Origin of the sequence: Azospirillum brasilense, assembly GCF_007827815.1 — a bacterium.
Classification (GTDB): domain Bacteria; phylum Pseudomonadota; class Alphaproteobacteria; order Azospirillales; family Azospirillaceae; genus Azospirillum; species Azospirillum brasilense_C.
Map to the genome: position 1 here is coordinate 323823 of NZ_VITH01000005.1, position 24443 is coordinate 348265.

At 70.7% G+C, this 24443-nt stretch carries 21 protein-coding genes; 8 read left to right on the top strand and 13 right to left on the bottom strand.

Features of this window, described 5'->3' with window-relative positions:
- Positions 1 to 211: 211 nt before the first annotated feature.
- Entirely contained in the window at positions 212 to 1639 is a 1428-nt protein-coding gene (locus FBZ83_RS12735; RefSeq protein WP_145683075.1) for a sigma-54-dependent transcriptional regulator, read from the top strand.
- 384 nt (positions 1640 to 2023) lie between these two features.
- Positions 2024 to 2233 carry a cold-shock protein gene (locus FBZ83_RS12740; protein WP_014238764.1) on the top strand — a complete coding sequence of 70 codons (210 nt, stop codon included), beginning with the start codon at positions 2024 to 2026 and terminating at the stop codon, positions 2231 to 2233.
- A gap of 7 nt (positions 2234 to 2240) precedes the next feature.
- Here the strand turns inward: FBZ83_RS12740 and FBZ83_RS12745 are convergent, their stop codons facing one another.
- Genes FBZ83_RS12745 through FBZ83_RS12765 form a run of 5 tightly spaced genes read right to left on the bottom strand, consistent with a single transcriptional unit; the run spans position 2241 to position 9632 of the window.
- A complete protein-coding gene (locus tag FBZ83_RS12745; protein WP_145683077.1) occupies positions 2241 to 5609 on the bottom strand; it encodes a PAS-domain containing protein in 3369 nt (1122 codons plus the stop codon).
- A 31-nt stretch (positions 5610 to 5640) separates the two neighbouring features.
- Entirely contained in the window at positions 5641 to 6627 is a 987-nt protein-coding gene (locus FBZ83_RS12750) for a metal ABC transporter permease (protein WP_145683080.1), read from the bottom strand.
- On the bottom strand, positions 6624 to 7844 hold the full coding sequence (locus FBZ83_RS12755) for a metal ABC transporter permease (protein ID WP_145683084.1): 1221 nt from the start codon (positions 7842 to 7844) through the stop codon (positions 6624 to 6626). Before FBZ83_RS12755 ends, FBZ83_RS12750 begins: the two co-directional genes overlap by 4 nt.
- Positions 7841 to 8659, bottom strand: coding sequence for a metal ABC transporter ATP-binding protein (locus tag FBZ83_RS12760; protein ID WP_145683087.1), 819 nt, complete (start codon positions 8657 to 8659; stop codon positions 7841 to 7843). Before FBZ83_RS12760 ends, FBZ83_RS12755 begins: the two co-directional genes overlap by 4 nt.
- A 22-nt stretch (positions 8660 to 8681) precedes the next feature.
- On the bottom strand, positions 8682 to 9632 hold the full coding sequence (locus FBZ83_RS12765) for a metal ABC transporter solute-binding protein, Zn/Mn family (protein WP_247888277.1): 951 nt from the start codon (positions 9630 to 9632) through the stop codon (positions 8682 to 8684).
- 243 nt (positions 9633 to 9875) lie between these two features.
- On the opposite strand from FBZ83_RS12765, the gene FBZ83_RS12770 reads away from it, so the two are divergent.
- Complete coding sequence (locus FBZ83_RS12770; RefSeq protein ID WP_145683090.1) at positions 9876 to 10604, top strand: SAM hydrolase/SAM-dependent halogenase family protein; 729 nt, start codon at positions 9876 to 9878, stop codon at positions 10602 to 10604.
- Here FBZ83_RS12770 and FBZ83_RS12775 read toward each other — a convergent pair.
- The 4 genes from FBZ83_RS12775 to FBZ83_RS12790 form a co-directional block, all read right to left on the bottom strand.
- Positions 10599 to 10997: a response regulator gene (locus FBZ83_RS12775; RefSeq protein WP_145683092.1), complete on the bottom strand. Its 399-nt coding sequence runs from the start codon at positions 10995 to 10997 to the stop codon at positions 10599 to 10601. The genes FBZ83_RS12770 and FBZ83_RS12775 overlap by 6 nt on opposite strands.
- Positions 10998 to 11108: 111 nt before the next feature.
- Positions 11109 to 11807, bottom strand: a complete 699-nt coding sequence (locus FBZ83_RS12780) for an HAD family hydrolase (protein ID WP_145683096.1) — start codon at positions 11805 to 11807, stop codon at positions 11109 to 11111.
- 80 nt (positions 11808 to 11887) lie between these two features.
- Positions 11888 to 12130, bottom strand: coding sequence for a hypothetical protein (locus FBZ83_RS12785; RefSeq protein WP_145675830.1), 243 nt, complete (start codon positions 12128 to 12130; stop codon positions 11888 to 11890).
- Between the two features lie 162 nt (positions 12131 to 12292).
- Positions 12293 to 12727, bottom strand: a complete 435-nt coding sequence (locus FBZ83_RS12790) for a Fur family transcriptional regulator (protein WP_038525613.1) — start codon at positions 12725 to 12727, stop codon at positions 12293 to 12295.
- Between the two features lie 177 nt (positions 12728 to 12904).
- Between FBZ83_RS12790 and FBZ83_RS12795 the strand changes: the two genes are divergently transcribed.
- Together FBZ83_RS12795 and FBZ83_RS12800 are read left to right on the top strand one after the other, a co-directional pair.
- Positions 12905 to 13846 carry a transglutaminase family protein gene (locus FBZ83_RS12795; RefSeq protein WP_145683101.1) on the top strand — a complete coding sequence of 314 codons (942 nt, stop codon included), beginning with the start codon at positions 12905 to 12907 and terminating at the stop codon, positions 13844 to 13846.
- Positions 13847 to 13949: 103 nt separating this feature from the next.
- A complete protein-coding gene (locus tag FBZ83_RS12800; RefSeq protein WP_145683104.1) occupies positions 13950 to 15143 on the top strand; it encodes a sensor histidine kinase in 1194 nt (397 codons plus the stop codon).
- 102 nt (positions 15144 to 15245) lie between these two features.
- On the opposite strand, the gene htpG is transcribed toward FBZ83_RS12800, so the two are convergent.
- Positions 15246 to 17135, bottom strand: a complete 1890-nt coding sequence (htpG, locus tag FBZ83_RS12805; protein ID WP_145683106.1) for a molecular chaperone HtpG — start codon at positions 17133 to 17135, stop codon at positions 15246 to 15248.
- A gap of 292 nt (positions 17136 to 17427) precedes the next feature.
- A complete protein-coding gene (locus FBZ83_RS12810) occupies positions 17428 to 19074 on the bottom strand; it encodes a DUF945 domain-containing protein (RefSeq protein ID WP_145683109.1) in 1647 nt (548 codons plus the stop codon).
- 172 nt (positions 19075 to 19246) lie between these two features.
- Here FBZ83_RS12810 and FBZ83_RS12815 point away from each other — a divergent pair, with 172 nt between their 5' ends.
- From FBZ83_RS12815 to FBZ83_RS12825, 3 genes are all read left to right on the top strand, one after another.
- Positions 19247 to 21760 (top strand): helicase-related protein, encoded by a 2514-nt coding sequence (locus FBZ83_RS12815; protein WP_186466054.1) that lies wholly within the window; start codon positions 19247 to 19249, stop codon positions 21758 to 21760.
- 133 nt (positions 21761 to 21893) lie between these two features.
- Entirely contained in the window at positions 21894 to 22331 is a 438-nt protein-coding gene (locus tag FBZ83_RS12820) for an RNA-binding S4 domain-containing protein (RefSeq protein WP_145683116.1), read from the top strand.
- A 122-nt stretch (positions 22332 to 22453) separates the two neighbouring features.
- On the top strand, positions 22454 to 23185 hold the full coding sequence (locus tag FBZ83_RS12825; RefSeq protein ID WP_145683128.1) for a TerC family protein: 732 nt from the start codon (positions 22454 to 22456) through the stop codon (positions 23183 to 23185).
- A 72-nt stretch (positions 23186 to 23257) separates the two neighbouring features.
- Here the strand turns inward: FBZ83_RS12825 and FBZ83_RS12830 are convergent, their stop codons facing one another.
- Entirely contained in the window at positions 23258 to 23686 is a 429-nt protein-coding gene (locus tag FBZ83_RS12830) for a CBS domain-containing protein (protein ID WP_145683141.1), read from the bottom strand.
- A gap of 134 nt (positions 23687 to 23820) precedes the next feature.
- On the bottom strand, positions 23821 to 24435 hold the full coding sequence (locus FBZ83_RS12835; protein WP_145683151.1) for a DUF938 domain-containing protein: 615 nt from the start codon (positions 24433 to 24435) through the stop codon (positions 23821 to 23823).
- Positions 24436 to 24443 lie beyond the last annotated feature (8 nt).

The following is a 24443-nucleotide window of genomic DNA, read 5'->3' on the forward strand; positions in this document are numbered from 1 at the left end:
TCCTTCGCTGATCCTCACAGCGAATCCGGTGTGAAATGCACATCCATGACCGGAATGTGAAACCATGGATGGGATATTTCGTTGCGCGACCGCATTCCGGGTCTTTCGCCCGCGGCCCGTCATCGCGTAGAGTGCATTTTTAAGGATTTGCTGATAACCAGTGCAATCCGACTGTCTTTTTCCGCATTTTCCATTTGAATTCAAACGGTCCATGCCCGCCCGCTCAACGCCGATCCTTCTCGTCGAAGACACGCCGTCACTGGCCCGCGTCTATGCGGAGTTCCTGAAGAAGGACTGCACCTCCGTCACCACGGTGGAGACGGGGGCGGCGGCGCTGGAGCAGCTGGCCGACGGCGCGCCGCGGATCGTGCTGCTGGACCTCCAGCTTCCCGACATGCACGGGATGGACGTGCTGAAGCGGATCAGCGCCCAGGCGCTGCCTTGCGCGGTCATCATCATCACCGCCCACGGCTCGGTCGGGGTGGCGGTGGAGGCGATGCGCTACGGCGCCTATGATTTCCTGGTGAAGCCCTTCTCGGCGGAGCGGCTGACCGTCACCGTGCGCAACGCCATGGAGCGGCTGCGCCTCGCCCAACTCGTCGACAGCTTCGAGAAGGACCTGGGGCGCACCCGCTACCACGGCTTCCTCGGCTCCTCGCTGGCGATGCAGGCGGTCTACCGGATCATCGACAGCGCCGCCTCCTCCCGCGCGACGGTCTTCATCACTGGCGAGTCGGGCACCGGCAAGGAGGTCTGCGCCGAGGCCATCCACCGGCAGAGCCCGCGGGCCGACCGTCCCTTCATCGCCATCAACTGCGGGGCCATCCCCAAGGACCTGATGGAGAGCGAGATCTTCGGCCACATGAAGGGCTCCTTCACCGGGGCGGTGGCCGACCGCGAGGGGGCGGCGGCGCGGGCCAACGGCGGCACCCTGTTCCTCGACGAGATCTGCGAGCTGGCGCCCGACCTGCAGACCAAGCTGCTGCGCTTCATCCAGACCGGCACCTTCACGCCGGTCGGCGGCAGCCGGTTGGAGAAGGTCGATCTGCGCATCATCTGCGCGACCAACCGCGACCCCCTGCGCGAGGTCGAGGAGGGGCGCTTCCGCGAGGACCTCTACTACCGGCTGCACGTCATCCCCATCCACCTGCCGCCGCTGCGCGAGCGCGAGGACGACGTGCTGGAGATCTGCCGCCAGTTCCTGGCCGATTATACGCGGGAGGAGGGCAAGGGCTTCGTCCGCTTCTCCCCGGCGGCGGAGCAGGCGCTGCGCACCTACCACTGGCCGGGCAACGTCCGGCAGGTGCAGAACGTGGTGCGCAACATCGTGGTGCTGCACGACGGCGACACGGTGACGCCGGCCATGCTGCCGGCCCCGCTCGGCACCCCGGCGGGGACCGCCGCGCCGGTCCCCGGCAACGGCGGAAACGGTCATGGCGGCGGCCATGCCCACCCTTCCGCGGCCCAGGCGCCGTCGCCCAAGACGGTGAAGCCGCTGTGGGAGGTGGAGCGCGACGCCATCGAGGAGGCCATCGCCGCCTGCGACGGCAACATCCCGCGCGCCGCGGCCCTGCTGGAGATCAGCGCCTCGACGATCTACCGCAAGCGCCTTGCCTGGCAGGCCGAGGGGAAACTCTGACCCCCGGCCGTTCCGGGACCGCCGCACCCCTGTTTCGTTTCCGCGCCGATGGTCCAGACGAAGCATAGGCTTCGTGTGCGTTCAATTCACGCAAGACCATCGAAAGTCTTGCCGTGCCGGGACCTGCCGCCATCGGCTTATTTCCAAATGACCAAACTGGCCACATTGGGCATATGCCGTGAAGCCGCCTTGCCGGTTCCGGTGCCATCCGGCTAGCCTCCCCTCGCGTTGCTTTGCTTGCGCTTCCGCCCGGCGCCACACCGGACCGCTTCACCGGATCGCCACGCATGTCCGCCGCGCACAGCCCATCGTCCTTCGCCGGCCCCTTGCGCCCTGCGGCGCGGACCGGCGGCGGGTCCCGACCGAGGAGCAGGAGTTCGCCTTATGACCACCGGCACCGTCAAATGGTTCAACACCACCAAGGGATATGGCTTCATCGCGCCGGAGGCTGGCGCCAAGGACGTGTTCGTGCACATCACGGCCGTGCAGAAGTCGGGCCTTCACGCCCTGTCCGAGGGCCAGCGCGTCGAGTTCGAGGTCGCGCGCGGCAACAACGGCAAGGACGCCGCGGTCAACATCAGCGTCATGGAGTGAAGCGGCGTCATGACGTGACGTAGCCGCGGAGCCGGTAGGCCTCCACGGCTTCCCGGGTGAGGCGGGGGATGTCGCGGCACAGCGACCTCACCTCACCCACCGCGTTGCTCCGGCAGGCCAGCTCCAGCGCCCGGGCGGCCGCCGACAGGTCGCGGGCGCCGAAGGTCCCCGCGGTGCTCTTCAGCGTGTGGGCCTCTTTCGCCAGCCCGGCGAGATCGGCCGGGTTCCCGTCCGCCGCCGCGGCACCGCCGCGGGCGATGCGTTCGGCCCGCTCCAGCGTCTCCTCCACGAACTGCCGGATGACGTCGGCCAGAAGCTCCGCGTCGAGATCCTGGGCGAGCTGCTGCAGCACCTCCATGTCCAGGACGCCTCGGCCCGGGACGCCTCTGTCGGGCGCCCCTTCCACCGCCGGGACCGCGCCCTCCTCGGGCGCGGGGGGCGCAACGGGGTCCGGCGGGGCGGCGTCCAGCCAGCGGGCCACCGTCTCCAGCAGATGCGGGCGGTCGATGGGCTTGGCCACATGCCCGTTCATCCCGGCGGCCAGACAGCGGTCGCGGTCGCTGTCCATGGCGTCGGCGGTCATGGCGATGATGGGGACGCTGCCGGCCGGCGGCGGCAGGCCGCGCAGACGGCGTGTGGCGGTCAGCCCGTCCATCTCGGGCATGGCGAGGTCCATCAGCACCAGCCCGTAGGGCGACGGGCCGGACGCCGCGGCCTGCACCGCCTCCAGCGCCTCCCGCCCGTTGCTGACGATGTCGACCCGATGGCCGGCGCCGCGCAGCAGCAGGGCGGCGACCATCTGGTTGGTCGGGCTGTCCTCCACCAAGAGAATCCGTCGGCCCGTGCCGGCGGAAGGTGGGGCGGCCGGACCCTGCGGGCGCGGCTCCGCGGCGGGCGGCGGCTCGGCCACGCTCCGCCCGGTGACGGCGGCGAGCAGGCGGGATGGGCGGGCTGGCTTCGTCACTGTGGCGTCGGCGCCGTTGCCGTCGCCGCCCAGGTTGCGGTGCGGCAGGGCGAGCCGGACGATCCGCCCCACGCCCCGCGCGCGCAGCCGGTCGGTCAGCGAGCCGGCGACCGGGGTTTCCACGCTGCCGATCACCGCGATGCCGGCGGCGGGCAGGGTGCCGGCGTCCAGCCCGGCCACCATCGCCATGACGTCCGGCGCGCTCACCGTCGCCCCCCAGGAGCGGATCTGTTCAGCCAGCGCCCGCCGGGCGACGGGATTGGATTCCAGAAGCAGGACGGTCTGCCCGGCCAACGGCGGCTCCCCGTCGGCGCGCGCCGTCCCCGGCTCCAGCGGCAGGGTGAACCAGAAGCGGCTGCCCTGGCCGGCGGCGCTGTCGAAGCCGATGCTTCCCCCCATCATCTCGACCAGCCGCTTGGAGATGGCCAGCCCCAGACCGGCGCCGTCGTGGCGGCGCGACAGGCGGGGATGGACCTGGGAGAACTCCGTGAACAGCTCGGCCTGGGCGTCCTGCGGAATGCCGATGCCGGTGTCGGCCACCTCGAAGCGCAGGCGCGGCGGCGCCTGGCCGTCGCCGTCCAACTCCGACAGGGTGACGGCGACGCCGCCCTGGTCGGTGAACTTCACCGCGTTGCCGACGAGGTTCAGCAGGACCTGCCGCACCCGCCCCGAGTCGCCGCGCAGCGTCGCCGGCAGGCCGCCGGGGATGCAGACCGCCAGCTCGATCCCCTTGGCGAAGGCGCGGGCGGCCTGCAGCTCGGCCACGCTCTCCACCGTTTCGGCGGGGGAGAAGCGCCCCGACTCCAGGGTCAGCTTCCCGGCCTCCATCTTGGAGATGTCCAGGATGTCGTTCAGCATGGACAGCAGCGCCTCCGCCGACTCGCGGGCGGTGTGGGCGTAGGCGCGCTGCTCCTCCCCCAGCGGGCCGTCCAGCAGCAGGCCGAGCATGCCCAGGACGCCGTTCATCGGGGTGCGGATCTCGTGGCTGATGGTGCGCAGGAACTCCGACTTGGCGCGGCTCGCCAGCTCGGCCTGCTCCTTGGCGAGGCGGAGCTGCGCCTCGGTGCGGCGGTGGGCGGTGATGTCGCGGAAGGACACCATCGCCATGGTCCGCCCGCGGTAGGGAACGTAGCGGGTCTCGCCCTGCACCGTCAGGCGCTCGCCGTTGCGGCGCAGGCAGACGGTCTCGAAGGGAGCCTCGTCGCGGGCGCGGATGCGCTGCCAGGTGAGGTCGCGGTCCTCCGGCGCCATCAGCGCGGTGATCGACTGCCCGGTCAGCTCGTCCGGCGCGTAGCCCAGGATGGCGGCGGCGGCCCGGTTGGCGTCGGCGATCACCCCCTGCTCGTGCACCAGGATGCCGTCCATGGCGGCGTCCGACAGCTTGCGGAAGCGGTCCTCGCTCTCGCGCAGCGCCCGCTCCACCCGGCGGTGGTCGGTGATGTCGGTGTAGGTCATCAGGACCGAGCGGTCGGGCAGGAAGCCGGCGGTGATCTCCAGCACCCGGCCGTCGGGGCGGGTGCGCTCGATGCGGCTGACGCCCTCGGGGCGCAGGTTGGTCAGGTGGCGGGCGACGATGTCCGCCGTGTCGCCGGGGCCGAACTCGCCGCGTTCGGCCATGAAGCGCAGGAAGCCGGCCATGCTGAGGCCGGGATGGAGCGCGTCGCCCGGCAGGTCGAGCATCTCGCGCAGGCGCCGGTTGCAGGTCAGGAAATGATAGTCCGCGCTCCACACCACGAGGCCCTGCGACATGGCGCTGAAGGTGGCCTCCAGCAGGTCGGACTTGTGGGCCAGCTCCTGCTCGCGCCGCTTCAGCTCGCTGATGTCGGTGCGCAGCCCGACATAGCCGCCGTCGCTGGTCCGCCGCTCCTCGATCTTGAACCAGCGCCCGTCACCGATCCGCAACACTTGCGGCCCCTGCGGGTTGCGGTGCCGCTCCATCTCCCGCCCGACCCAGCGGTCGATGTCGCCGGGGGCGCAGTCGGGGTAATGGCCGGCGGCGGCGGCGCGGCGGATCAGCGATTCGAAGGGAATGCCGGGCTCCAGAGGCCCCAGCAGGGCGTAGATTTCGCGGAAACGGGCGTTGCACTGGACCAGCCGGTCGTCGGCGTCGAACAGGGCGAAGCCCTCGTTGACGACCTCGATGGCTTCGGACAGGCGGCGGTGGGCGTCGGCCGCCCGGCCGTCGGCGGCGCGGGCCTCCGCCTCGGCGCGCCGGGTGGCCTCCCGCTCGCGCAGCACCGCCAGGGCCATCACCGCGCCGGCCAGCCCGATTCCGAAAAAGGGCCAAATCAGCTCGTCGGTCCCATGTTCCAGAAGATGCTGCAGCGTGTGCAGCGCGCTCGCCATCAGAAGGAGGAACGCGACCAGGGTGAGCCAGCTCCAGCGGCGCGGCCGGCGGTGGGGGAACGGCATTCGGCGCTCCGCATGGGACGAGGCGAAAACGTTACGGCTTTTGCGCCTCCGGAGCAACGAATCCGGGGGCGGCGCGCAGCCGGCCGACGGCGCGGCGCCGGCCCAGCAGGCCGTGGCGCGGCCCGAACAGGACGGCCAGCGCCAGGATCAGGCCGGACGCCACCGCGATCATCCCCGCCGCGTTCAGCGAGTGGGAGACCCCGAGCAGCATCGGCCCGAAGGCCGCGGCGCCGTAGCCCACCAGCGCCGCCAGCACCCCCAGCGCGACGCTGAGCAGGATCTGCGCGGCCAGCCGGTCGGTCAGCAGGCGGGCGGCGGCGGGCGGGGCGATCAGCATGGCGATGACCAGGATGGAGCCCACCGCCTCGAAGGCGGCGATGGCCGTGGCGGCGACCAGAAGCACCACCCCGTAATGGAACAGCCCGGCCGGGATGCCCAGCGTCGAGGCCAGCGCCGGGTCGAAGGTGGTGATCTTCAGCTCCTTGTAGAACAGCCCGACCAGGGCGACGCAGAGGGCGAAGACCGCGGCCAGCGTCAGCACCTCCCGCGGCAGGGCGGCCCACACCGCCGGGTTGGCCAGCGACGCCCAGCCCTTGGGGGCCAACCACAGGATGGTCTCCAATTGGCCGTAGAGCACGCAGTCGGCGTCGAGGTCGACGCCGGCGGCCGACGCCTGCTCGATCATCACCACGCCGGCGGCGAACATCACGGTGAAGACGACGCCCATGGCGGCGCCGGACTCCAGCCGGCCCAGCCGCCGCACCACCTCGATCAGCAGGCCGGCCAGCGCCGCGGCAGCCAGCGCGCCGAGCATCATCGGCAGCGTCTCCCGCGTGCCGGCGACCAGGAAGCCGCCGACGATGCCGGGCAGGATGGCGTGGCTGACCGCGTCGCCCATCATGCCCTGGCGCCGCAGCACCAGGAAGTTGCCGACCAGCGCGCAGGCGGCGCAGGCCAGCACCGCGGCGAGCAGGGCGGGGGCGTCAATCTGAAGGAATTCCTGGACGTCGGGCATCATGACGGGGCGCTCCGCTCCTCCAGCAGCCGGACCATGTCGCCGGGCAGCACCGAGTCGATGGGGTCGACGCCCCAATTGGCGTGGGCGGGCAGCAGGGCCGGGTAGTCGGCCAGGAAACGCTCCCACAGCCGGCGGTCGCGCGCCGCCGCGCGGGCGGCGGCCTGTCCGGCGGGGGTCAGGGCGCCCCCCTTGCGAACATCGTCCCGGACATAGCCGCGCAGGCGCAGCCAGAGCGCCGCGGCACCCTGCACCGGCCGGCCGTCCAGAAGGTCAGTCAGGGCGCGCCGTTCCGCGAAGGTCAGGCGCAGCCGCCCCTGGCGCAGCGCGGCGGCAACCAGCCCGCGCGCCGGGGCGAACAGGAAGCTGAGCAGGAAGAAGCCCCCGGCGACCAGGACGATCACCGCACCGGCCGGCAGCTTGGGCAGCAGGGCCGACAGGGTGGCGCCGAGCCAGCCGGACAGCGCGCCGATCACCGCCGCGATCAACGTCAGGGCGGGCAGGCGGTCGGTCCAGAAGCGCGCCGCGGCGGGCGGGATGATGAGGAGCGCCACCACCAGGATCAGCCCCACCGTCTGGAGCCCGATCACCGTCACCAGCGTCGCCAGCCCCATCAGCACGAGGTCGAGCGCCCCCACCGGCCAGCCCTGCACGGCGGCGAAGCCGGGATCGAAGGCCAGGACCCGCAACTCCTTGAACAGCAGGGCGACGGCCAGCGCCGCCCCGGCAGCCAGCAGGCCGATGGCGATGGCCTCGCCCTGCGCCATGGCGGCGGTCTGGCCCAGGATGAAGGTCTTCAGCCCGGCCTGCCCGCCCAGCTCCAAATTCTGGATGACGCTGAGCAGCACGACACCCAGCCCGAAGAAGACCGACAGCACCGCGCCGATCGCCGAATCCTCGGTCAGCCGGGTGAAGCGGGACAGCGCCTGCACGGTCAGCAGCCCGACCACCCCGCTGGCCACAGCCCCGGCCAGCAGCAGCGGCAGCGACCGCTCCGGCAGGCCGAGCGCCGCCCCGACCAGGAAGGCGACGGCGATGCCGGGCAGGGTGGCGTGGCTCAGCGCGTCGCTGACCAGGGCGCGGCGGCGCAGCAGCAGGAAGGTGCCGACCGTCCCGCCGGCCAGCCCCAGCGCGGCGGTCCCGGCGACCACCACGGCGCTGTTGAAGCCGGACTGGAAGGTCAGGATGCGCAGGGCCTCCTCGAACAGGGGATCGATCATGACGCCTCCGCCCCCAATGCCCCCAATGCCGCCGGGGCCGGCATCGGCCGCCCGCCGTAGGTGCGGGACAGCAGGTCCGGCGTCATCACCCGCGCGACCGGCCCCTGGGCGACCACCCGTGTGTTGAGCAGCAGCGCGTGGTCGAAATAGTCGCTGACCGTCTGCAGGTCGTGATGGACGCAGATCACCGTCCGCCCGGCGGCGTCGAGGTCGCGCAGCACCTGGAGCACCGCGCGCTCCGTCGCCGCGTCCACCCCGGCGAAGGGCTCGTCCATGAAGTAGAGCTGCGCCTCCTGGGCCAGCGCGCGGGCCAGGAAGACGCGCTGCTGCTGCCCACCGGACAGCTGGCCGATCTGGCGCCTGGCGAAGTCGGCCATGCCCACCCGTTCCAGCGCGTGCAGCGCCGCCTCCTTGTGGGCGCGGGTGACCGGGCGGAACCAGCCGATCTTCCCGTAGCGGCCCATCGCCACCACGTCGAGCGCCGAGACGGGGAAGTCCCAGTCCACGCTTTCGCGCTGCGGCACATAGCCGATCAGGCGGCGCTGCTTGGCGATCGGCCGGCCGAACACCTCGACCGTTCCCGACACGCTCGGAACCAGCCCGAGGCACGCCTTGATGAGGGTCGACTTGCCAGCCCCGTTCGGCCCGACGACGGCGATCAGCCCGCCCGACGGGGCGGCGTAGTCGACGTTCCACAGCACCGGCCGGCGGTGGTAGGCGACGGTCAGGCCGCGGATCTCCAGAGGAGGCGTCCCGATGGGCGAGGCCTCCTCGGGGGCGGTGCGGCTGCCGGGGGTGCGCCAGAGATACTGCATGGTCCGTTCCTCCTCCGCCGCGTCAGCGCTGCGCCAGGGCGAGCTTGCCCTGGAAGCCGCCGGCCGGTGCTTCGCCGCCCAGCGCGCGGGCGATGGTCGTCACATTGTGGTCGATCATGCCGATGTAGGTGCCTTCATAGCTGCCCGGCGCGCCCATGGCGTCGGAGAACAGGGCACCGCCCAGCGTCACCCGGTGGCCGCGCGCGCCCGCCCCTTCGACCAAGGCGCGGACGTTGCGGTCGGACACGCTGGTCTCCGGGAAGACCGCCGGCACGCCGCGGTCCGCCAGCAAAGCGGCCAGTTCCTCGATGATCCGCAGGCCAGCTTCGGATTCCGTGCTGATCCCCTGGATGCCGCGCACCTCGATCCCGTAGGCGCGGCCCAGATAGTTGAAGGCGTCGTGGGCGGTGACCAGCACGCGGGCCTTGCCGGGGATGGAGGAGAGGATGCGCCGGGCGTACGCGTCGAGCCGCGCCAGCTCCGCCCCGTACGCGTCGGCGTTGCGGGCGTACGCCTCGGCGCCCGCGGGGTCGAGCCGGGTCAGCCCGTCGCGGATGGACGGCAGGGTGCTGGCCCAGATCCCCACATCCATCCAGATGTGCGGGTCGTGGGCGCCCTCGAACTCGGGCGGGCTGAGCAGCCGCTCCTTGGGCACCGCGTCGCCCAGCGCCACCACCGGCTTGCCGGACTCGCGCAGCCGGTCGAAGGCGGCGGTCATCTTGCCTTCCAGATGCAGGCCGCTGATGAACACCGCGTCAGCCCGCAGCAGCTTCACCGTGTCGGAGCGGGTGGGCTTGAACAGGTGCGGATCGACGCCTTCGCCCATCAGCGCCTCCACCGCCGCCCGGTCGCCGGCCACCGCCCGCACGAGGTCGGCGACCATGCCGGTGGTGGCGACAATCTTCGGGCGCTCGCCTTGGGGCCGTTCACCCTCGGCCCGCGCCGCTCCCGGCAGCAGCAGGGCAGCGGCCAAGCCAATCGCCAAGACAGCGGTCGCGATAAACTTCGTCAGGCTCTTTGTCGCGAAGGTTTTTGAACATATGTTCATATTCATTGGTCCCGACAAAGATCGGCAAGGTTAGGGTGGAGGGTCCAAGTAAACGGGTTGGAGTGCATTTGCGTTCCACGAATATATGAACCGCCTCTCCGGCCTTGCAAGGCGGATCGTGACGATCCGTGTCTTACCGAACGGGGTGGAGTGCGCTACAGTGGCGGGATGATCGTGCTCTTTACGGATTTCGGGCTGTCCGGACCCTACACCGGGCAGATGAAGGCGGTGCTGGCGCGGATGGCGCCGGGCCTGCCGGTCATCGACCTGTTCGCCGACGCCCCCGCCTTCGACCCGCAGCTCTCGGCCTATCTGCTGGCCGCCTACGCTCCGGAATTCCCGGCGGACAGCGTCTTCCTCTGCGTGGTGGACCCCGGCGTCGGGACCGACCGCCGCCCGCTGGTGGTGGAGGCCGACGGGCGCCGCTTCGTCGGGCCGGACAACGGCCTGTTCGAACTGGTGCGGCGGCGGGCCGAGTCGGTGCGCGCCTGGAGCATCGGTTGGCGGCCGGAGCGGCTGTCGGCCAGCTTCCACGGGCGGGACCTGTTCGCCCCGGTGGCGGCCAGCCTCGCCATGGGAAACCCGGTCGCGCTGGAGCCCGTTGATTTGGCCGGCCTCTCGCGCGCCGACTGGCCGGACGATCTGGCGCGGATCGTCTATGTGGACGTCTACGGCAACGCCATGACCGGCCTGCGCGCCGACCGGCTGCCGGAGGACGCGGTGCTGCGGGCCGGCGGGCGCACGGTGCGCCGGGGCCGGACCTTCGCCGACGTCCCGGTGGGGGAGGCGCTGTGGTACGCGAACTCCAGCGGTCTGGCGGAGATCGCCGTCAACCGGGGCCGCGCCGACCGTGATGGGGGGCTTGCGGTGGGAATGCCGGTGGAGGTCGTCCTATAGCCCGTCCAGGCAGCGGTCGAGCAGGGCCAGGTCCACGGGGCGGGCCAGCACGGTGACCGGGCTGTTGCCCGGCTCAGCGTCCAACTGGGTGTCCGGCGCGCCGGCGGTCAGGATGATCCGGGTGTGCGGGTAGAGCATGCAGGCCAACGCCGCGGCCCGGTCACCCTCGTCCTCCGGCCGGCGGCGGCGCAGCAGGGCGACGGCCGGCCCCTCCGCTCCGATCAGGCCCAGCGCCTCGAAGCCGCCGGACACCGTGGACACGGCGAAGCCGCGTTCGGCCAGATGGCGCGCCAGCGCGTCCCGCTGGCCGGGATCGTCGTCGGCGATGACGGCGCGGCGGCCTCCCTGGCCGGGCGGGCGGATGTCGGCGTCGATGGAAAAGCCGGTCGTCATGCGGGTCCCACCACGGGCTTTCCTGGAATCTGACCGGCTTTCTACGCCACGCGGAAGCCGGTTGCAAATCCCCATGGGCGGCACGCGCCGCCCGATCAGCGGATACCGACGTCAGCGGATCTTGACGACGGTGGGGCGGTCGACGATGGACAGCATGGGCAGGTCGCTGGGCCGGTTGCCGTAGCCCCAGGTCTCGCCGAACGGGCCGTTGGCGGCGATCCAGCCGCGCACCCGCTCCAGCTTGTCGAGCCGCACGCAGTTGCCGGTGCACAGCCGTCCGGTCAGGGCGCCGTCCTCCACCTCCATCCCGGTGGCGAGCAGATCATCGACCTCCAGTTCGCGCAGCAGGGCCGGCATGTAGACGTCGAGCGCCCCGGTGGCCACAACCACCCGGCGCCCCTCGCGCCGGTGCATCTTCAGGGTCTCGACCAGCGGGGCGTGCCAGCGGATGCGGTGGACCAGCCGTTCCGCGGCGGCCAGCGCGTCGGCCAGCGGAACGCCGCGCAGCGTCCGGCGGAGCAGGATGGTCTTGACCGATCCCGGAAAATCCACCCCCGGCCCGCGCCCGCGCGCGTGGCGGTGCAGGCCGGAGCGCAGGGCGTCCAGGAAGGCCAGCCGGGCGCGATTGCGCCCGATGACCTCGCCGATGAACATCAGCAGGCTGTCGCCGTGGATCAGCGTCCCGTCGAAGTCGAAGAAGGCCACCCCCGGCGCGATGGAGGCCAGGGGGCCGGCGCCATGTGTGGTGGGGCTTCCGGTGGAGGGACCGGAGGCGATGGCGTCGAAAACGGGAGTGGCGCTGGTCTGCATGCGCCCTTATCCGGCGGAACGCGCCGCGTCACAAGCCAAATGCGTTGAACGGGGCCGTTCGGGGCAACTTCCGGGGCAACTTAGTGCAGCGACGGGCTGGGGGAATCGTCCGCGTCGTCCGTGTCGATGAGCATCTCGCCCATGGCGATTTCTCCGGCGCATTCCTCCAGCCCGGCCTTGACGGCGATCAGGAGGTTGATGATCTCGCCGTTGTCCTGCTCCAGGATGCGCAGGCGCTCCTCCAGCTTGTCCAGACGGCGGGTGACGCTGTCGGTCAGCCGGTCGAGGCGGGCGAGAACCGGGTCGTTGTTCGTGTCGTCCATGGCGGCGGTTGGTCCGTCGATGATTCGTGTGCGTTCCTGAAGCTAGGACCACGCATCGCCTCTGGACAGACCCGCGCCCGGCGCAACCCGCAATTGATGGGATTATCGTCCGGATGGTGCCCGGCGAGTCCCAAAGGACTCAGCAACGGGCACGCCCGGTCGTTACTCCCCCTCCGATGTGGTGGTGCGGCGGCTCAGCGGAACACCATACAGTTCAAGCCTATGGCCGAGCAGTTCATAGCCCAATTCGCGGGCTATGACTTCCTTCAGCCGTTCGAGATCTTCATTTTGGAACTCCACCACCTTTCCGGATTCGAGATCGATCAGGTGGTGATGGTGCTCCGACCCGGCTTCCTCGTAGCGGGCGCGGCCGTCGCCGAAGTCCAGCCGATCGATGACGTTCGCATCCTCGAACAGGCGCATCGTGCGGTAGACGGTGGCGATGGAGATGCGCGGGTCGATGGTGGACGCCCGGCGGTGAACCTCTTCCACATCGGGGTGGTCGGCGGCCTCCGACAGCACGCGCGAGATCACGCGGCGCTGGTCGGTCATCTTCAGCCCTTTCTCGATGCAGAGCTGTTCGAGGCGCGAAGGCATGGAAGTCCCCTTGTTGTCGTCTCATGGGCGCGCATATTCCGGCCGATGTGGCCCGGTCCTTGCGCTGGTCGCCGTCCCTCCCCGGTACGGCCCCCGAATGCCCGAGCACCATACTGTGATTCGGAACCATTCACAAACGCCGACGTTTGGTGTCGGCTTACGGAAAGGGCGCGCGCCATGATGACCCTGGACATCCACCACACCACCACATACCGCTACGCCAACCCGGTGACCTTCGGCGACCATCGCCTGATGTTCCGGCCCCGCGACAGCCACGATCTGCGGTTGATCGAGACGGGGCTGGTGATCAGCCCTCCCCCGGCCTCCGTCCGCTGGCTCCACGACGTCTTCGGCAACTCCATCGCGGTGGCGAGCTTCGACCAGCCGGCGACGGAGCTGCGCTTCGAAAGCCACATCCGGGTCGATCACTACCCGATGGGCGAGCTGGAATTCCCGATCGAGGACTACGCGCGTTCCTATCCCTTCAGCTATTCCGCGGAGGAGGTGCCGGATCTGGCGCTGACCACCCAGCGGCATTATCCGGACCCCGAGCATCTGGTGGACGAATGGGCCCGGCAGTTCGTGACGCTGGGCGAGGGCGGGCCGCCCGACACGCAGGACATGCTGGTGTCGATGACCCGGGCCATCAAGGAGACCTTCACCTATCAGGCGCGCGACCTGGAGGGCACCCAAAGCCCGGTGGACACCCTGACGTGGAAGAGCGGCTCCTGCCGCGATTTCGCGCTTCTGATGATGGAAGCGGTGCGCTCGCTGGGCTTCGCGGCGCGCTTCGTGTCCGGTTACCTCTACGATCCCGCGCGGGACGGGCAGGAGGGTGCGATGACCGGCGGCGGGGCGACCCACGCCTGGGTGGAGATCTATCTGCCGGGCTGCGGCTGGGTGGAGTTCGACCCGACCAACGGCATCATCGGCGGCAAGAACCTGATCCGCGTCGCCGTTGCCCGCGACCCCTCGCAGGCGGTGCCGCTCGGCGGTTCCTGGACCGGGGCGCCGGCGGACTTCCTCGGCATGACGGTGGATGTGCAGGTCACGGCGACCGGCGGGACGGGTGCCGGCAACGCTCTGCAAAACCCGGTGCCGGCGGCCGGAGCCGCCTGACACGGCAACCAATTGCAAACGAACGTCTGCCAGAATGGAGGGTCCGGGGCCGTTTCGGTGCCGGACCGACCGTCCCATCCGACAGACGAGGCTGCGTCACCCCGTGCTCGATCCCGATCCGACCAGTCCCGCCCCCAGCGGCACGCCGGAAACGGAGGCCGCCCCCGTCCTGGTCGCGGCCCTGCTGGCCGTCCGTGAGCCGTCCGTCGGGCCGGACACGCCCTGCCGCACCCTGCGGGACCGGCTGGCCGCCCAACCCGGCCTGCCGGCGCTCGCCGTGACGGCGGAGGACGGGCGCGTTCTCGGGTTGGTGGACCGCGTGGCGCTGGCGGGGGTGGCCGATCCGGAGGCCCTGGCGCGGACGGCGATGGACCCGGTGCCGCTGCTGGTCGAGGCGGACCTTCCGCTCTGCGAGGTTGCGCGGCGGATCATTCAGGACAATCCCGGGGCGCTGGCTTCGGGATTCGTCGTGCTGGAGGATGGGCGGTATCTCGGCATCGGGACGGGGGTGGCCCTGCTGGCGCGGACCGACGAGCAGATCATCCAGCGCACCCGCCAGCTCGACGAGGCCCGCCGCGCCGCCGAGCGCGCCAACCGCGCCAAGACCGCCTTCTTCGCCTGCATGAGCCACGAGATCCGCACCCCGCTGAACGCCATGATGGGCTTCGCGGAGCTGCTGGAGCAGGAGGTCCTGGGGCCGATCGCCAACCCGCTCTACCGCGACTACGCCCGCGACATCGCGGAAAGCGGGCGGTATTTGATGGACCTGATCAACGACCTGCTCGACCTGTCGAAGGCCGAGGCCGGGCGGCTGGAGCTGGCCGAATCCCTGGTGGACGTGCCGCGCGTCGCCGTGGGCAGCGCCCGGCTGCTGTCCGACCGCGCCGGCCGGGCCGGGGTCGGCATCGACACGGACCTGCCGCCCGACCTGCCGCCGCTGCGCGCCGATGAGCGCAAGCTGCGGCAGATGCTGCTGAACCTGTTGTCCAACGCGGTGAAGTTCACGCCTCCCGGCGGGGTGGTCACCCTGAACGGCCGCGTGGCGGCGGACGGGACGCTGTGCCTGTCGGTGCACGACACCGGCATCGGCATGACCGCCGACGAGCTGGAGAAGGCGCTGGAGCCCTGGGGCCAGATCGACAGCGCGCTGGGCCGCAACCACATCGGCACCGGCCTCGGCCTGCCTCTGACCAAGCGGCTGGTGGAGCTTCACGGCGGGAGGCTGGACATCGACACGGCCCCCGACCGCGGCACCACCATGACGCTGGTCTTCCCGGTGGAGCGGGTGGGGGGGTAGCGTTGCCCCCACCCCGGCCCTCCCCCGCTGCGCGGGAGAGGGAGATTGGGTCCCCTCCCCTGCGAAGCGGGGGAGGGTTAGGGAGGGGGCAACGGGAGCGGGTTACGCCAGCCCCTTCTCCATCGCGCTGGCCAGACGGCGGGCGAAGGCGGCGGGGTCGGGCAGGGCCTCGCCTTCCACGATGCGCGCCTGGTCGAGCAGCAGCCACGCCGCGTCGTCCAGCGAGGTCGCCGCACCGCTCGCCTTGGCGCGCTCGGCGAGGCGCTTGATCAGCGGGTGGGCGGGGTTGACCTCCAGGATGCGCTTGGCCGCCGGGGCGTCCATGCCGAGCTGCTTGTGCTGCTTCAGCAGGCGCTCCAGATGCATGTCCATGTCGTTCTCGTCGGCGACGAGGCAGACGGCGCTGTCGGTCAGGCGCTCCGACGGGCGGACGTCCTTCACCACGTCCTGAAGCGTCAGCTTCAGCAGGACCAGCAGATCGGTCAGCTCGCCTTCGGACGCCTTCTCCTCAGCGGGCTTCTCCTCGCCGCCCTGGATCTTGCCGAGATCGGCGCCGCCGCGGGTCACCGACTTGAAGGGCTTGTCCTGGAAGCTGCCGACCGACGGCACCCAGAACTCGTCCACAGGGTCGGTCAGCAACAGCACCTCGACGCCCTTGGCCTTGAAGCCTTCGAGCTGCGGGCTGCGCTTCAGCGTCTCGATGTCGTCGCCGCTGATGGTGAAGATGGCCTCCTGGCCTTCCTTCATGCGGGCCAGATACTCCTCCAGCGAGACCAGACCGTCACCGGCGGTGCTGCGGAAGCGCATCAGCTTCAGCAGATCGTCCCGGTGTTCGTAGTCGTCGTAGAGGCCTTCCTTGAGGACGGCGCCAAAATTCTCCCAGAAGGCCGCGTATTCCTCCGCCTTCTCGGTGTCGCGGGCCTTCTTGCCCAGCTCCGACAGGACGCGGCGGGTGATGCCGGCGCGGATCTTCGCCAGCATCGGGTTGTGCTGGAGCATCTCGCGGCTGATGTTCAGCGGCAGATCCTCGCTGTCCACCACGCCGCGCAGGAAGCGCAGGTAGGGCGGCAGCAGGCCTTCCGCCGAATCGGTGATGAAGACGCGCTTGACGTACAGCTTCACCCGGTGGGCGCGCTTGGGGTCGAACAGGTCGAACGGCTTGGAGGACGGCACGAACAGCAGGTTCGTGTATTCGATGGCGCCTTCCGCCCTCCAGTGCAGGGTCAGCCACGGATCGTCGAAGGCGTGCCCGACATGGTGGTAGAACTCCGTGTACTGCTCCGCCGTGATCTCGTTCTTGGAGCGCATCCACAGGGCCGACGCGCTGTTCAGCGACTTGGCGTCCTCACCCTCGCCGAAGAGGATCGGGATGGCGATGTGGTCGGAGTATTTGCGGACGATGGCGGAGAGGCGGTGCTCCTCCAGATACTCGTCGTCGCCTTCGCGCAGGTGCAGCTTGATCTGCGTGCCGCGCGGCAGGTCGGCGACGTCGGAGATGGTGAACTCGCCCTTGCCGTCCGACAGCCAGCGCCAGCCCTGCGTCTCTCCGGCCTTGCGGGTCAGCACCTCCACCCGGTCGGCGACCATGAAGGCGGAGTAGAACCCGACGCCGAACTGGCCGATCAGGTTGACGTCCTTCTTGGCCTCGCCCTCTTTGGCGCTGTCCTTCAGGTTGCGCATGAAGGCGGCGGTGCCGGAGCGCGCGATGGTGCCGAGGTTCTCGACCAGATCCTCGCGGTTCATGCCGATGCCGTTGTCGGCCACGGTGAGGGTCCGCGCCTCCTTGTCCACGACCAGCCGGACCTTCAGGTTCGGGTCGTCGGCGGACAGTTCGGGCTGCGTCAGCGCGGCGTAGCGCAGCCGGTCGCAGGCGTCGGAGGCGTTGGAGACCAGCTCGCGCAGGAAGACTTCCTTCTCGCTGTAGAGCGAGTGCGCGACGATGTCGAGCAGGCGGCTGACCTCGGCCTGGAAGCTGAGCCGTTCCTCGGTCATGGTGTCATCCTTGATCGTTCTTGTTGGTGGTGGGCTTGTTTGTAATGGGCTTGCCGGTGGGTCCGGAGGACGGCGCAGATATGTGTGAGCGCGCCGCCCCATGCAAGAGCGATCGGCTGGCGTTGCGCTGGAGTTTCGCAACCGGAGTGGGTGGGGTGGGGGACGTATTGCCCCCTCCCTGACCCTCCCCCGCTATCGCAGGGGAGGGAATGAACTCCCTCTCCTGCGAAGCGGGGAGGGAAGGGGCCCATGCGCAGCATGGGAAGGGTGGGGGCAAAAGCCGCCCCCAGCCTCAGCGCTTCTTGCCCTGGGTCGGCTCCAGCTCCGGCGCCGGCTGGCCCATGCCCATCAGCGCGCTCATGTCGGCCCCGTTCAGCAGGAACTGGCCGGCCTCGGTCACGTCGATCTTGTAGCTGCGCACGTCGTTGCCGGCGTCGTCCTTGGACGCCTGCCCGAAGGCCTGGAGCATGGCGATCACGCCCAGCGCGTTCTGGGTGCTCTCGTCGGCCTTCTTGCCCGGCTTGGGCTGCATCGCCTTGGTGGCGGCGTCCAGGCCGCGCAGCAGCACGGTGCTGCTGCCCACCGCGCCGAAGGCGGAGTTGGCGGCCATGCGCAGGGCGCCGGTCATGGTGCCGGAGGCCGCCGGGGTGTTGACGACGAAGCGGTCGATGCGCAGCTCCGTCCCGACCTCGGCCATGGCGCCCATCAGCCGGTTGCCGATGGCGGTCATCGCCGCCTCGTCGGTCCCAACATCGGCGCCATCGTCCGGCAGGGCGGCTTCCTCCTCGCCCTCGCCGTCTTCCTCATTCTCCTCGCCCGCGGCGGCCTGGGCCTCGGCGAGCGCGGCAAGGTCGGCGAAGGCCCGCCACAGCGAGGCGGTCGGCAGCTTCGCGGTGCTGAGCTGAATGTCCAGCTTGTCCGGCATGAAGGCCTTCGGCGCCACCTCCGGCTCCAGCGTCAGGCCGCTGGACTCGATCCCGAAGGTGGTCGAGGCCATCGGCTTGTCCAGGTCCTCGGCGCTGCCGCGCAGGACGAGCTGGCCAAGGGCGAGGCGGGTGCCGTCCTCCGGGTTCAGGGCCGTCAGGCCGGACAAGCGGACGCGCCCGCTGGCCCCGCCCATCAGATTCTGCATCAGCGGGATCAGCTCCGCCGCCGGGGGCTGGGTGCCGGCCAGGGCGTGGGTCTGGGTCAGCCGCTGCATGGCGTCGGCGCGGGCGAGGTCGACGCGGGTGTAGGTGCCCTCCATCGTCAGGCCGCCGAGGTTCAGCACCTCCTTCTTCGTCTCGTCGAGGAAGCGCAGGTTGCTGACGGACAGCGCGCCGGGACCGCTCCACAGCGGGGTGCCGGCGGCGGCGGTGCCGTCCGGCTTCAGCTCCCCGGCGACGGTGATGGCGCCGACGGTCAGGGCGCTCTCGTCCTTCTTGCCCTTCTTGTCCTTACGGTCGCTGGTGACCGACAGGTCGCCAAGCTCCGCGTCCATGGACAGCGCCGTCTCGTAGGCGCCGGACCACAGGGCGCTGATGCGCTGGCGGCCCAGCTTGACGGTGGCCGACGGCTTGCCGTTGTCCAGGATGGCGACGCGGTCGGGCAGGGTGGCGGTGACGGCGTGGGTGTTGCCGTCCTGCGGCTTCACCGTCAGACGGATGGTGCCGATGTCGGCGGTGGTGCCATCGTCCGACACCGCGGTCAGGGCGGGCAGCGCCACCTCGTAATGGTCGCCGGCCGGGGTCGCCACCGGCTCGCCGGTCCAGCGCAGCTCGGTTTCGTCGCCTTCGCTCTTGGGGAACCAGCGGGCCAGCCCGTCCTTCAGCGCGGCGGCGAGCGCCCTGGCCCCGTCCTCGGTCACCGGGGGGGCCTCGGCGCGGGCGGCGGCGGGCGGCAGCGCCAGGGTTGCGAGCATCAGCGCGGCGGCGAGCGGACGGGCGGGAAGACGGCGCATGAGGAATCCCTTAGGGTGGAGCGCGCCAGGGTAGACGGGATAACCGGCGCCCGTCCATCGGCCCGAGGTTTTATACCGTTTCCGAAAGAGTTCGGCCCCGGATGGGCGTTGCAGCATGGCACGGCCGCCCTGACGCTTGCATTGCCGGTCCCCAGGCCCAAAACTTACGCTTATGACCTCTGTCCTTTCTTCGTCCGGGGGCGGTCTGGGTGCGGGTGGCCGGGTGGTCGCCGTGCTGGGGCCGACCAACACCGGGAAAACCCATCTCGCCATCGAGCGCATGCTCGGCCACCGGACGGGGATGATCGGCTTTCCGCTGCGCCTGCTGGCCCGCGAGAACTACGACCGCATCGTGTCGATCAAGGGCAAGAACGCCGTGGCCCTGGTGACGGGGGAGGAGAAGATCCTGCCGCCCAGCCCGTCCTACTGGGTGTGCACGGTGGAATCCATGCCGCTCGACCGGGCGGTGGACTTCCTGGCGGTGGACGAGGTGCAGCTCTGCGCCGATCCGGAGCGCGGGCACATCTTCACCGACCGGCTGCTCAACGCGCGCGGGCTGGTGGAGACGATGTTCCTCGGCTCCGACACGGTGCAGCCGCTGATCCGCCGGCTGGTGCCGCGGGCCGAGTTCATCAGCCGGCCGCGCTTCTCGCAGCTCACCTACGCCGGCTACCGCAAGCTGACGCGCCTGCCGCCGCGCTCCTGCGTCGTCGCCTTCTCGGCGACCGACGTCTACGCGCTGGCCGAGATGATCCGGCGCCAGCGCGGCGGCACCGCGGTGGTGCTGGGGGCGCTGTCCCCGCGCACCCGCAACGCCCAGGTCGGGCTCTATCAGGCGGGGGAAGTCGACTATCTGGTGGCGACCGACGCCATCGGCATGGGGCTGAACATGGACGTCGACCATGTTGCCTTCGCCCGCATCGTGAAGTTCGACGGCTTCGCCCCGCGCCGCCTGCGCGCGCCGGAGGTGGCGCAGATCGCCGGGCGCGCCGGACGGCACATGCGCGACGGCACCTTCGGCACCACCGACGAGGTGGGGGAGCTGGAGGCCGACGTGGTCGACCGCGTCGAGAACCACCAGTTCGAGACGATCAAGACGCTGATGTGGCGCAACAGCAAGCTGCGCTTTGACACGCCGGGCTTCCTGCTGAAGTCGCTGGAGGAGCGCCCGCCGATCCCCGAACTGCTGCGCGCCCGCGACGCCGACGACCATCTGGCGCTGCAGGCGCTGGTCCGCGACCATGAGGTGATGGACCTCGCCAAGGGCCGCGACAACGTGCGCCTGCTCTGGGAGGTCTGTCAGGTTCCCGACTTCCGCAAGGTGCTGTCGGACGCCCACACCCGGTTGCTCGGGCAGATCTTCCGGCAGCTGCGCACCGGCATCGGGCGGCTGGACGAGGATTGGGCGGCCAAGCAGATCGCCCGGCTCGACCGCACCGAGGGCGACATCGACGCGCTGGTCGCCCGCATCGCCCACATCCGCACCTGGACCTACATCTCCAACCGGCCGTCCTGGCTGACCGACCCGGTGCACTGGCAGGCGCGCACCCGCGCCATCGAGGACAAGCTGTCCGACGCCCTGCACGAGCGGCTGACGCAGCGCTTCATCGACCGCCGCTCGGCCACGCTGGCGCGCACGCTGAAGGACGGGCGGGAGCTGATCGGCGGCGTGCGCGCCGACGGCGAGGTGGTGGTGGAAGGCCACCCGGTCGGCCGGCTGGAGGGCTTCCGCTTCGTCCCCGACGCCCCGGAGCGCTCGGAGGAGGCCAAGTCCCTGCTGACCGCCGCCCGCCGCGCGCTGCGCGAGGAGGTGGCGTCCCGCCTGCGCGCCTTCGAGCAGGAGCCGGACGATGTGTTCGCGCTCGGGCCGGACGGAGTGCTGACGGCGGACGGGCTGCCGGTGGCCCGGCTCGGCCCCGGCCCGTCGGTGCTGACCCCGGCGGTCCTGCCCTTCGACGAGGGGCTGCTCGACCAGGGGCAGCTCGACCGCGTGCGCGTCCGGCTGGAACGCTGGCTGAAGGACCGCGTGGCCGCCCGGCTGCGCCCCCTGCTGGCGCTGCGCGATGCGGACGATTTGACGGGCGCCGCGCGCGGGCTGGCTTTCCAGCTCGTCGAGAACATGGGGGCGCTGCCCCGCGCGCCGGTCGCCCCGATGGTGGAAGGGCTGGAGAAGGCCGACCGCAAGGCGCTGTCCCGCCATGGGGTGCGGCTCGGCGTGTCCCACCTCTACCTGACGGCGCTCGCCAAGCCGGGGGCGGTGGAGCTGCGCGGGCTGCTGTGGGCGGTGAAGCACCGCCTGCCCCTGCCGGTGCCGATCCCGCCGCCGGGCCGCGTCTCGGTGGAGGCGACCGGCGCGCCGCCCGCCTTCTGGGACGCCATCGGCTACCCGGCGGCCGGGCCGCGCGCGCTGCGCGTGGACATGCTCGACCGGCTGGAGACCGAGCTGCTGACCGCCGCCAAGGAAGGCCGGACGGTGGCCGAGCCGGCGCTGGCCCAGATGATCGGCGCCAGGCCGGACGAGCTGGGGGCGGTGATGAAGGGGCTTGGCTACACCCGCTCGGTGGCGGAGGATGGGGCGGTCTCCTGGCGCCGCCGCCGCAACCCGCGCCACAAGCCCCGCCGCGAGGCCCCCGTCAACACCGACCACCCCTTCGCCAAGCTGCGCCAGCTTTCGGGAATTGGATGAAGAGATTTGCTTTTGCCCCCTCCCTGACCCTCCCCCGCCTTCGGCGAGGGAGGGGACTTCGCAAATTTTCCCTCTCCCGCGCAGCGGGGGAGGGAGGGACCCGCGCGGCAGCGCGGGAGAGTGGGGGCCCCGCATGACCGACCTCGGCGACGATGACGATCTCCCCGACTCCGGCTCCGACCCCACCCCGGCGGGCCGGCTGCGGATCGACAAGTGGCTGTGGTTCGCGCGTTTCTTCAAGACGCGCAGCCTCGCGGCGAAGCTGTGCAACGGCGGCGGCGTGCGGGTGTCCGGCACGGTGGTCGGCAAGGCGCATTACGCGGTGAAGCCCGGCGACGTGCTGACCTTCGCCCAGGGGCGGCACATCCGCGTCATCAAGGTGGTTGCTCTGGGCAGCCGGCGCGGCCCGGCGCCGGAGGCCCAGGCCCTCTACGAGGACCTCGCCCCGCCGGTGCGCGAGGAGGCGATCCAGGACCCCTACCGCGCGCCGCCGGCCCCGCGGGAGCCCGGCGCCGGCCGCCCGACCAAGCGCGACCGCCGGGCGCTCGACCAGCTGCACGGAGAGGAGTAAGCCGGAACAGCCGGGAAAAGCGGCGGTGAAGCGCGGGCGGGGCCATTGCCATTCGGGCGCCGCAACCTCATCTGCGCAAAATAATCCCGCAACGGCCGACTTTTTCGGAGCCCGCCGCCCCCATGCTCGAACTGTTCTCCGACCCGCAGGTCTGGGCCAGCCTCCTGACGCTCACCGCGTTGGAGATCGTGCTCGGCATCGACAACATCATCTTCATTTCGATCATGGCGGCCAAGCTGCCGGTCCACCAGCAGCAGAAGGCCCGGCAGCTCGGTCTGGCGCTGGCGCTGATCATGCGGCTCGCGCTGCTCGCCTCCATCTCCTGGGTGGCGACGCTGACGGAGCCGCTGATCACCGTGCTCGGCATGGGCTTCTCGGGCCGCGACCTGATCCTGCTCGGCGGCGGCCTGTTCCTGCTGGCCAAGGGCACCATCGAGATCCACAACACCGTGGAAGGCCACGAGGAGGACAGCGCCGCCCCCAAGCTCGCCAGCTTCGGCGCGGTGGTCGGGCAGATCATCGTGCTCGACATCGTGTTCTCGCTGGACAGCGTGATCACCGCGGTCGGCATGTCCAACGACCTGCCGGTGATGATCACCGCCGTCGTCATCGCCATGGCGGTGATGCTGTTCGCCGCCCGCCCGGTGGGCGACTTCGTGAACCGCCACGTCACCGTGAAGATGCTGGCCCTGTCCTTCCTGCTGCTGGTCGGCGTGGCGCTGATCGCCGACGGCTTCGGCTTCCACATCCCGAAGGGCTACCTGTACTTCGCCATCGCCTTCTCGACGCTGGTCGAGGCGCTGAACCTGATGGCCGCCGCCCGCCGCAAACGGAAGAAGGCCGAAGCGCACTGACGCTCCGGCCCTCCTGAACGGGTCCTCCGACGGGCCGTCCCTTCGCGGGGGCGGCCCGTTCGCCTTTCCGGGTCAGGTCCGCATCAGACCGTCGCGGAACTCCACCTCCTCGACCAGATGCTCGTAGGCGAGCTTGAACAGGTCGCGGATCGAGACGATGCCGACCGCGCGCTTGCCCTGGGTGATCGGCAGGTGGCGGTAATGCTTCGACTGCATCAGGGTCAGCGCGTCGATGGCGTCCGCGTCCGGCGGCAGGGTGTCCGGGTTGCGGGTCATGATCGTCGACACCTCGGTCTCGAAGGCGTCGATCCGGGTGGAGAGCACCTTGTTGTTCAGGTCGCGCTCGGTGACGATGCCGACGAGGTCGCCGTGGTTCACCACCAGGACGGCGCCGATGTTCTTTTCCGCCATCAGCTTCGACACGGTCAGGACGGAGGTGTCCTCCGTCACCAGGATGAGTTCCTGCGACTTCACCACGTCCGGAACCAGCTTCCGCTTCATCATTTCCCCCAATTTGTAATTTGTTTACAAACTCAAGCGCTGCAGGGAAACAATAGCAAATCTCGCGGGTGCGAAACTGCGGCAGAAGACCGCACCTCGGATGGGGTGGTCCGGATTGGGGATCGGGCGGAGTGTCAGACGCGCCGGAGGACGACGGTCAGGTTGTTGGCCGGCATCTCCACCAGCTCGGCGAGGGTGAAGCCGGCGGCGGCGCGCTCCACCGCGTCGAGGTCGCGCACGCCCCAGGCGGGGTTGCGGGCCTTCAGGTCGGCGTCGAAGGCGGCGTTGCTCGGCGCGCTGTGCCGCCCGCCGCGTGTGAAGGGGCCGTAGAGCAGCAGCGGCGCGCCGGCGGGCAACAGTCGCCCCGCCCCGGCGAACAGGCCGAGCGCCGCCTCCCACGGGGCGATGTGGATCATGTTGATGCAGACCACCGCGTCGGCCGCCTCGACCGGCCAATCGGGCGCGGCGGCGTCGAGGTCCAGCGGGTCGCGCAGGTTGGGCAGCGCCGCGGCGGCGGCCCACGAACGGACGCTGTCACGCAAGCCCGGGTCGGGGTCGCTCGGCTGCCACGTCACGCCGGGCAGCGCCTCGGCGAAGGCCACGGCGTGCTGGCCGGTGCCGCTCGCCACCTCCAGCACCAGCCCTTGCGGCGGCAGGACGCGGCGCAGCACCTCCAGAATGGGGGCTCGGTTGCGCTCCGTCGCGGGAGCGTGGCGGCGGGAGTCCTCGGGGTGCAGCGGATCGAACATGGCGACAG

What these genes read in the sequence shown, in the direction of transcription:
- FBZ83_RS12775 (WP_145683092.1), bottom strand. Translation starts at nt 10,997, where the DNA reads ATGACGACCGGCTTTTCCATCGACGCCGACATCCGCCCGCCCGGCCAG.
- FBZ83_RS12785 (WP_145675830.1), bottom strand. Translation starts at nt 12,130, where the DNA reads ATGGACGACACGAACAACGACCCGGTTCTCGCCCGCCTCGACCGGCTG.
- FBZ83_RS12745 (WP_145683077.1), bottom strand. Translation starts at nt 5,609, where the DNA reads ATGCCGTTCCCCCACCGCCGGCCGCGCCGCTGGAGCTGGCTCACCCTG.
- FBZ83_RS12740 (WP_014238764.1), top strand. Translation starts at nt 2,024, where the DNA reads ATGACCACCGGCACCGTCAAATGGTTCAACACCACCAAGGGATATGGC.
- FBZ83_RS12755 (WP_145683084.1), bottom strand. Translation starts at nt 7,844, where the DNA reads ATGATCGATCCCCTGTTCGAGGAGGCCCTGCGCATCCTGACCTTCCAG.
- FBZ83_RS12815 (WP_186466054.1), top strand. Translation starts at nt 19,247, where the DNA reads ATGACCTCTGTCCTTTCTTCGTCCGGGGGCGGTCTGGGTGCGGGTGGC.
- FBZ83_RS12825 (WP_145683128.1), top strand. Translation starts at nt 22,454, where the DNA reads ATGCTCGAACTGTTCTCCGACCCGCAGGTCTGGGCCAGCCTCCTGACG.
- FBZ83_RS12760 (WP_145683087.1), bottom strand. Translation starts at nt 8,659, where the DNA reads ATGCAGTATCTCTGGCGCACCCCCGGCAGCCGCACCGCCCCCGAGGAG.
- FBZ83_RS12770 (WP_145683090.1), top strand. Translation starts at nt 9,876, where the DNA reads ATGATCGTGCTCTTTACGGATTTCGGGCTGTCCGGACCCTACACCGGG.
- FBZ83_RS12790 (WP_038525613.1), bottom strand. Translation starts at nt 12,727, where the DNA reads ATGCCTTCGCGCCTCGAACAGCTCTGCATCGAGAAAGGGCTGAAGATG.
- FBZ83_RS12835 (WP_145683151.1), bottom strand. Translation starts at nt 24,435, where the DNA reads ATGTTCGATCCGCTGCACCCCGAGGACTCCCGCCGCCACGCTCCCGCG.
- FBZ83_RS12820 (WP_145683116.1), top strand. Translation starts at nt 21,894, where the DNA reads ATGACCGACCTCGGCGACGATGACGATCTCCCCGACTCCGGCTCCGAC.
- FBZ83_RS12830 (WP_145683141.1), bottom strand. Translation starts at nt 23,686, where the DNA reads ATGAAGCGGAAGCTGGTTCCGGACGTGGTGAAGTCGCAGGAACTCATC.
- htpG (WP_145683106.1), bottom strand. Translation starts at nt 17,135, where the DNA reads ATGACCGAGGAACGGCTCAGCTTCCAGGCCGAGGTCAGCCGCCTGCTC.
- FBZ83_RS12780 (WP_145683096.1), bottom strand. Translation starts at nt 11,807, where the DNA reads ATGCAGACCAGCGCCACTCCCGTTTTCGACGCCATCGCCTCCGGTCCC.
- FBZ83_RS12750 (WP_145683080.1), bottom strand. Translation starts at nt 6,627, where the DNA reads ATGATGCCCGACGTCCAGGAATTCCTTCAGATTGACGCCCCCGCCCTG.
- FBZ83_RS12810 (WP_145683109.1), bottom strand. Translation starts at nt 19,074, where the DNA reads ATGCGCCGTCTTCCCGCCCGTCCGCTCGCCGCCGCGCTGATGCTCGCA.
- FBZ83_RS12795 (WP_145683101.1), top strand. Translation starts at nt 12,905, where the DNA reads ATGATGACCCTGGACATCCACCACACCACCACATACCGCTACGCCAAC.
- FBZ83_RS12735 (WP_145683075.1), top strand. Translation starts at nt 212, where the DNA reads ATGCCCGCCCGCTCAACGCCGATCCTTCTCGTCGAAGACACGCCGTCA.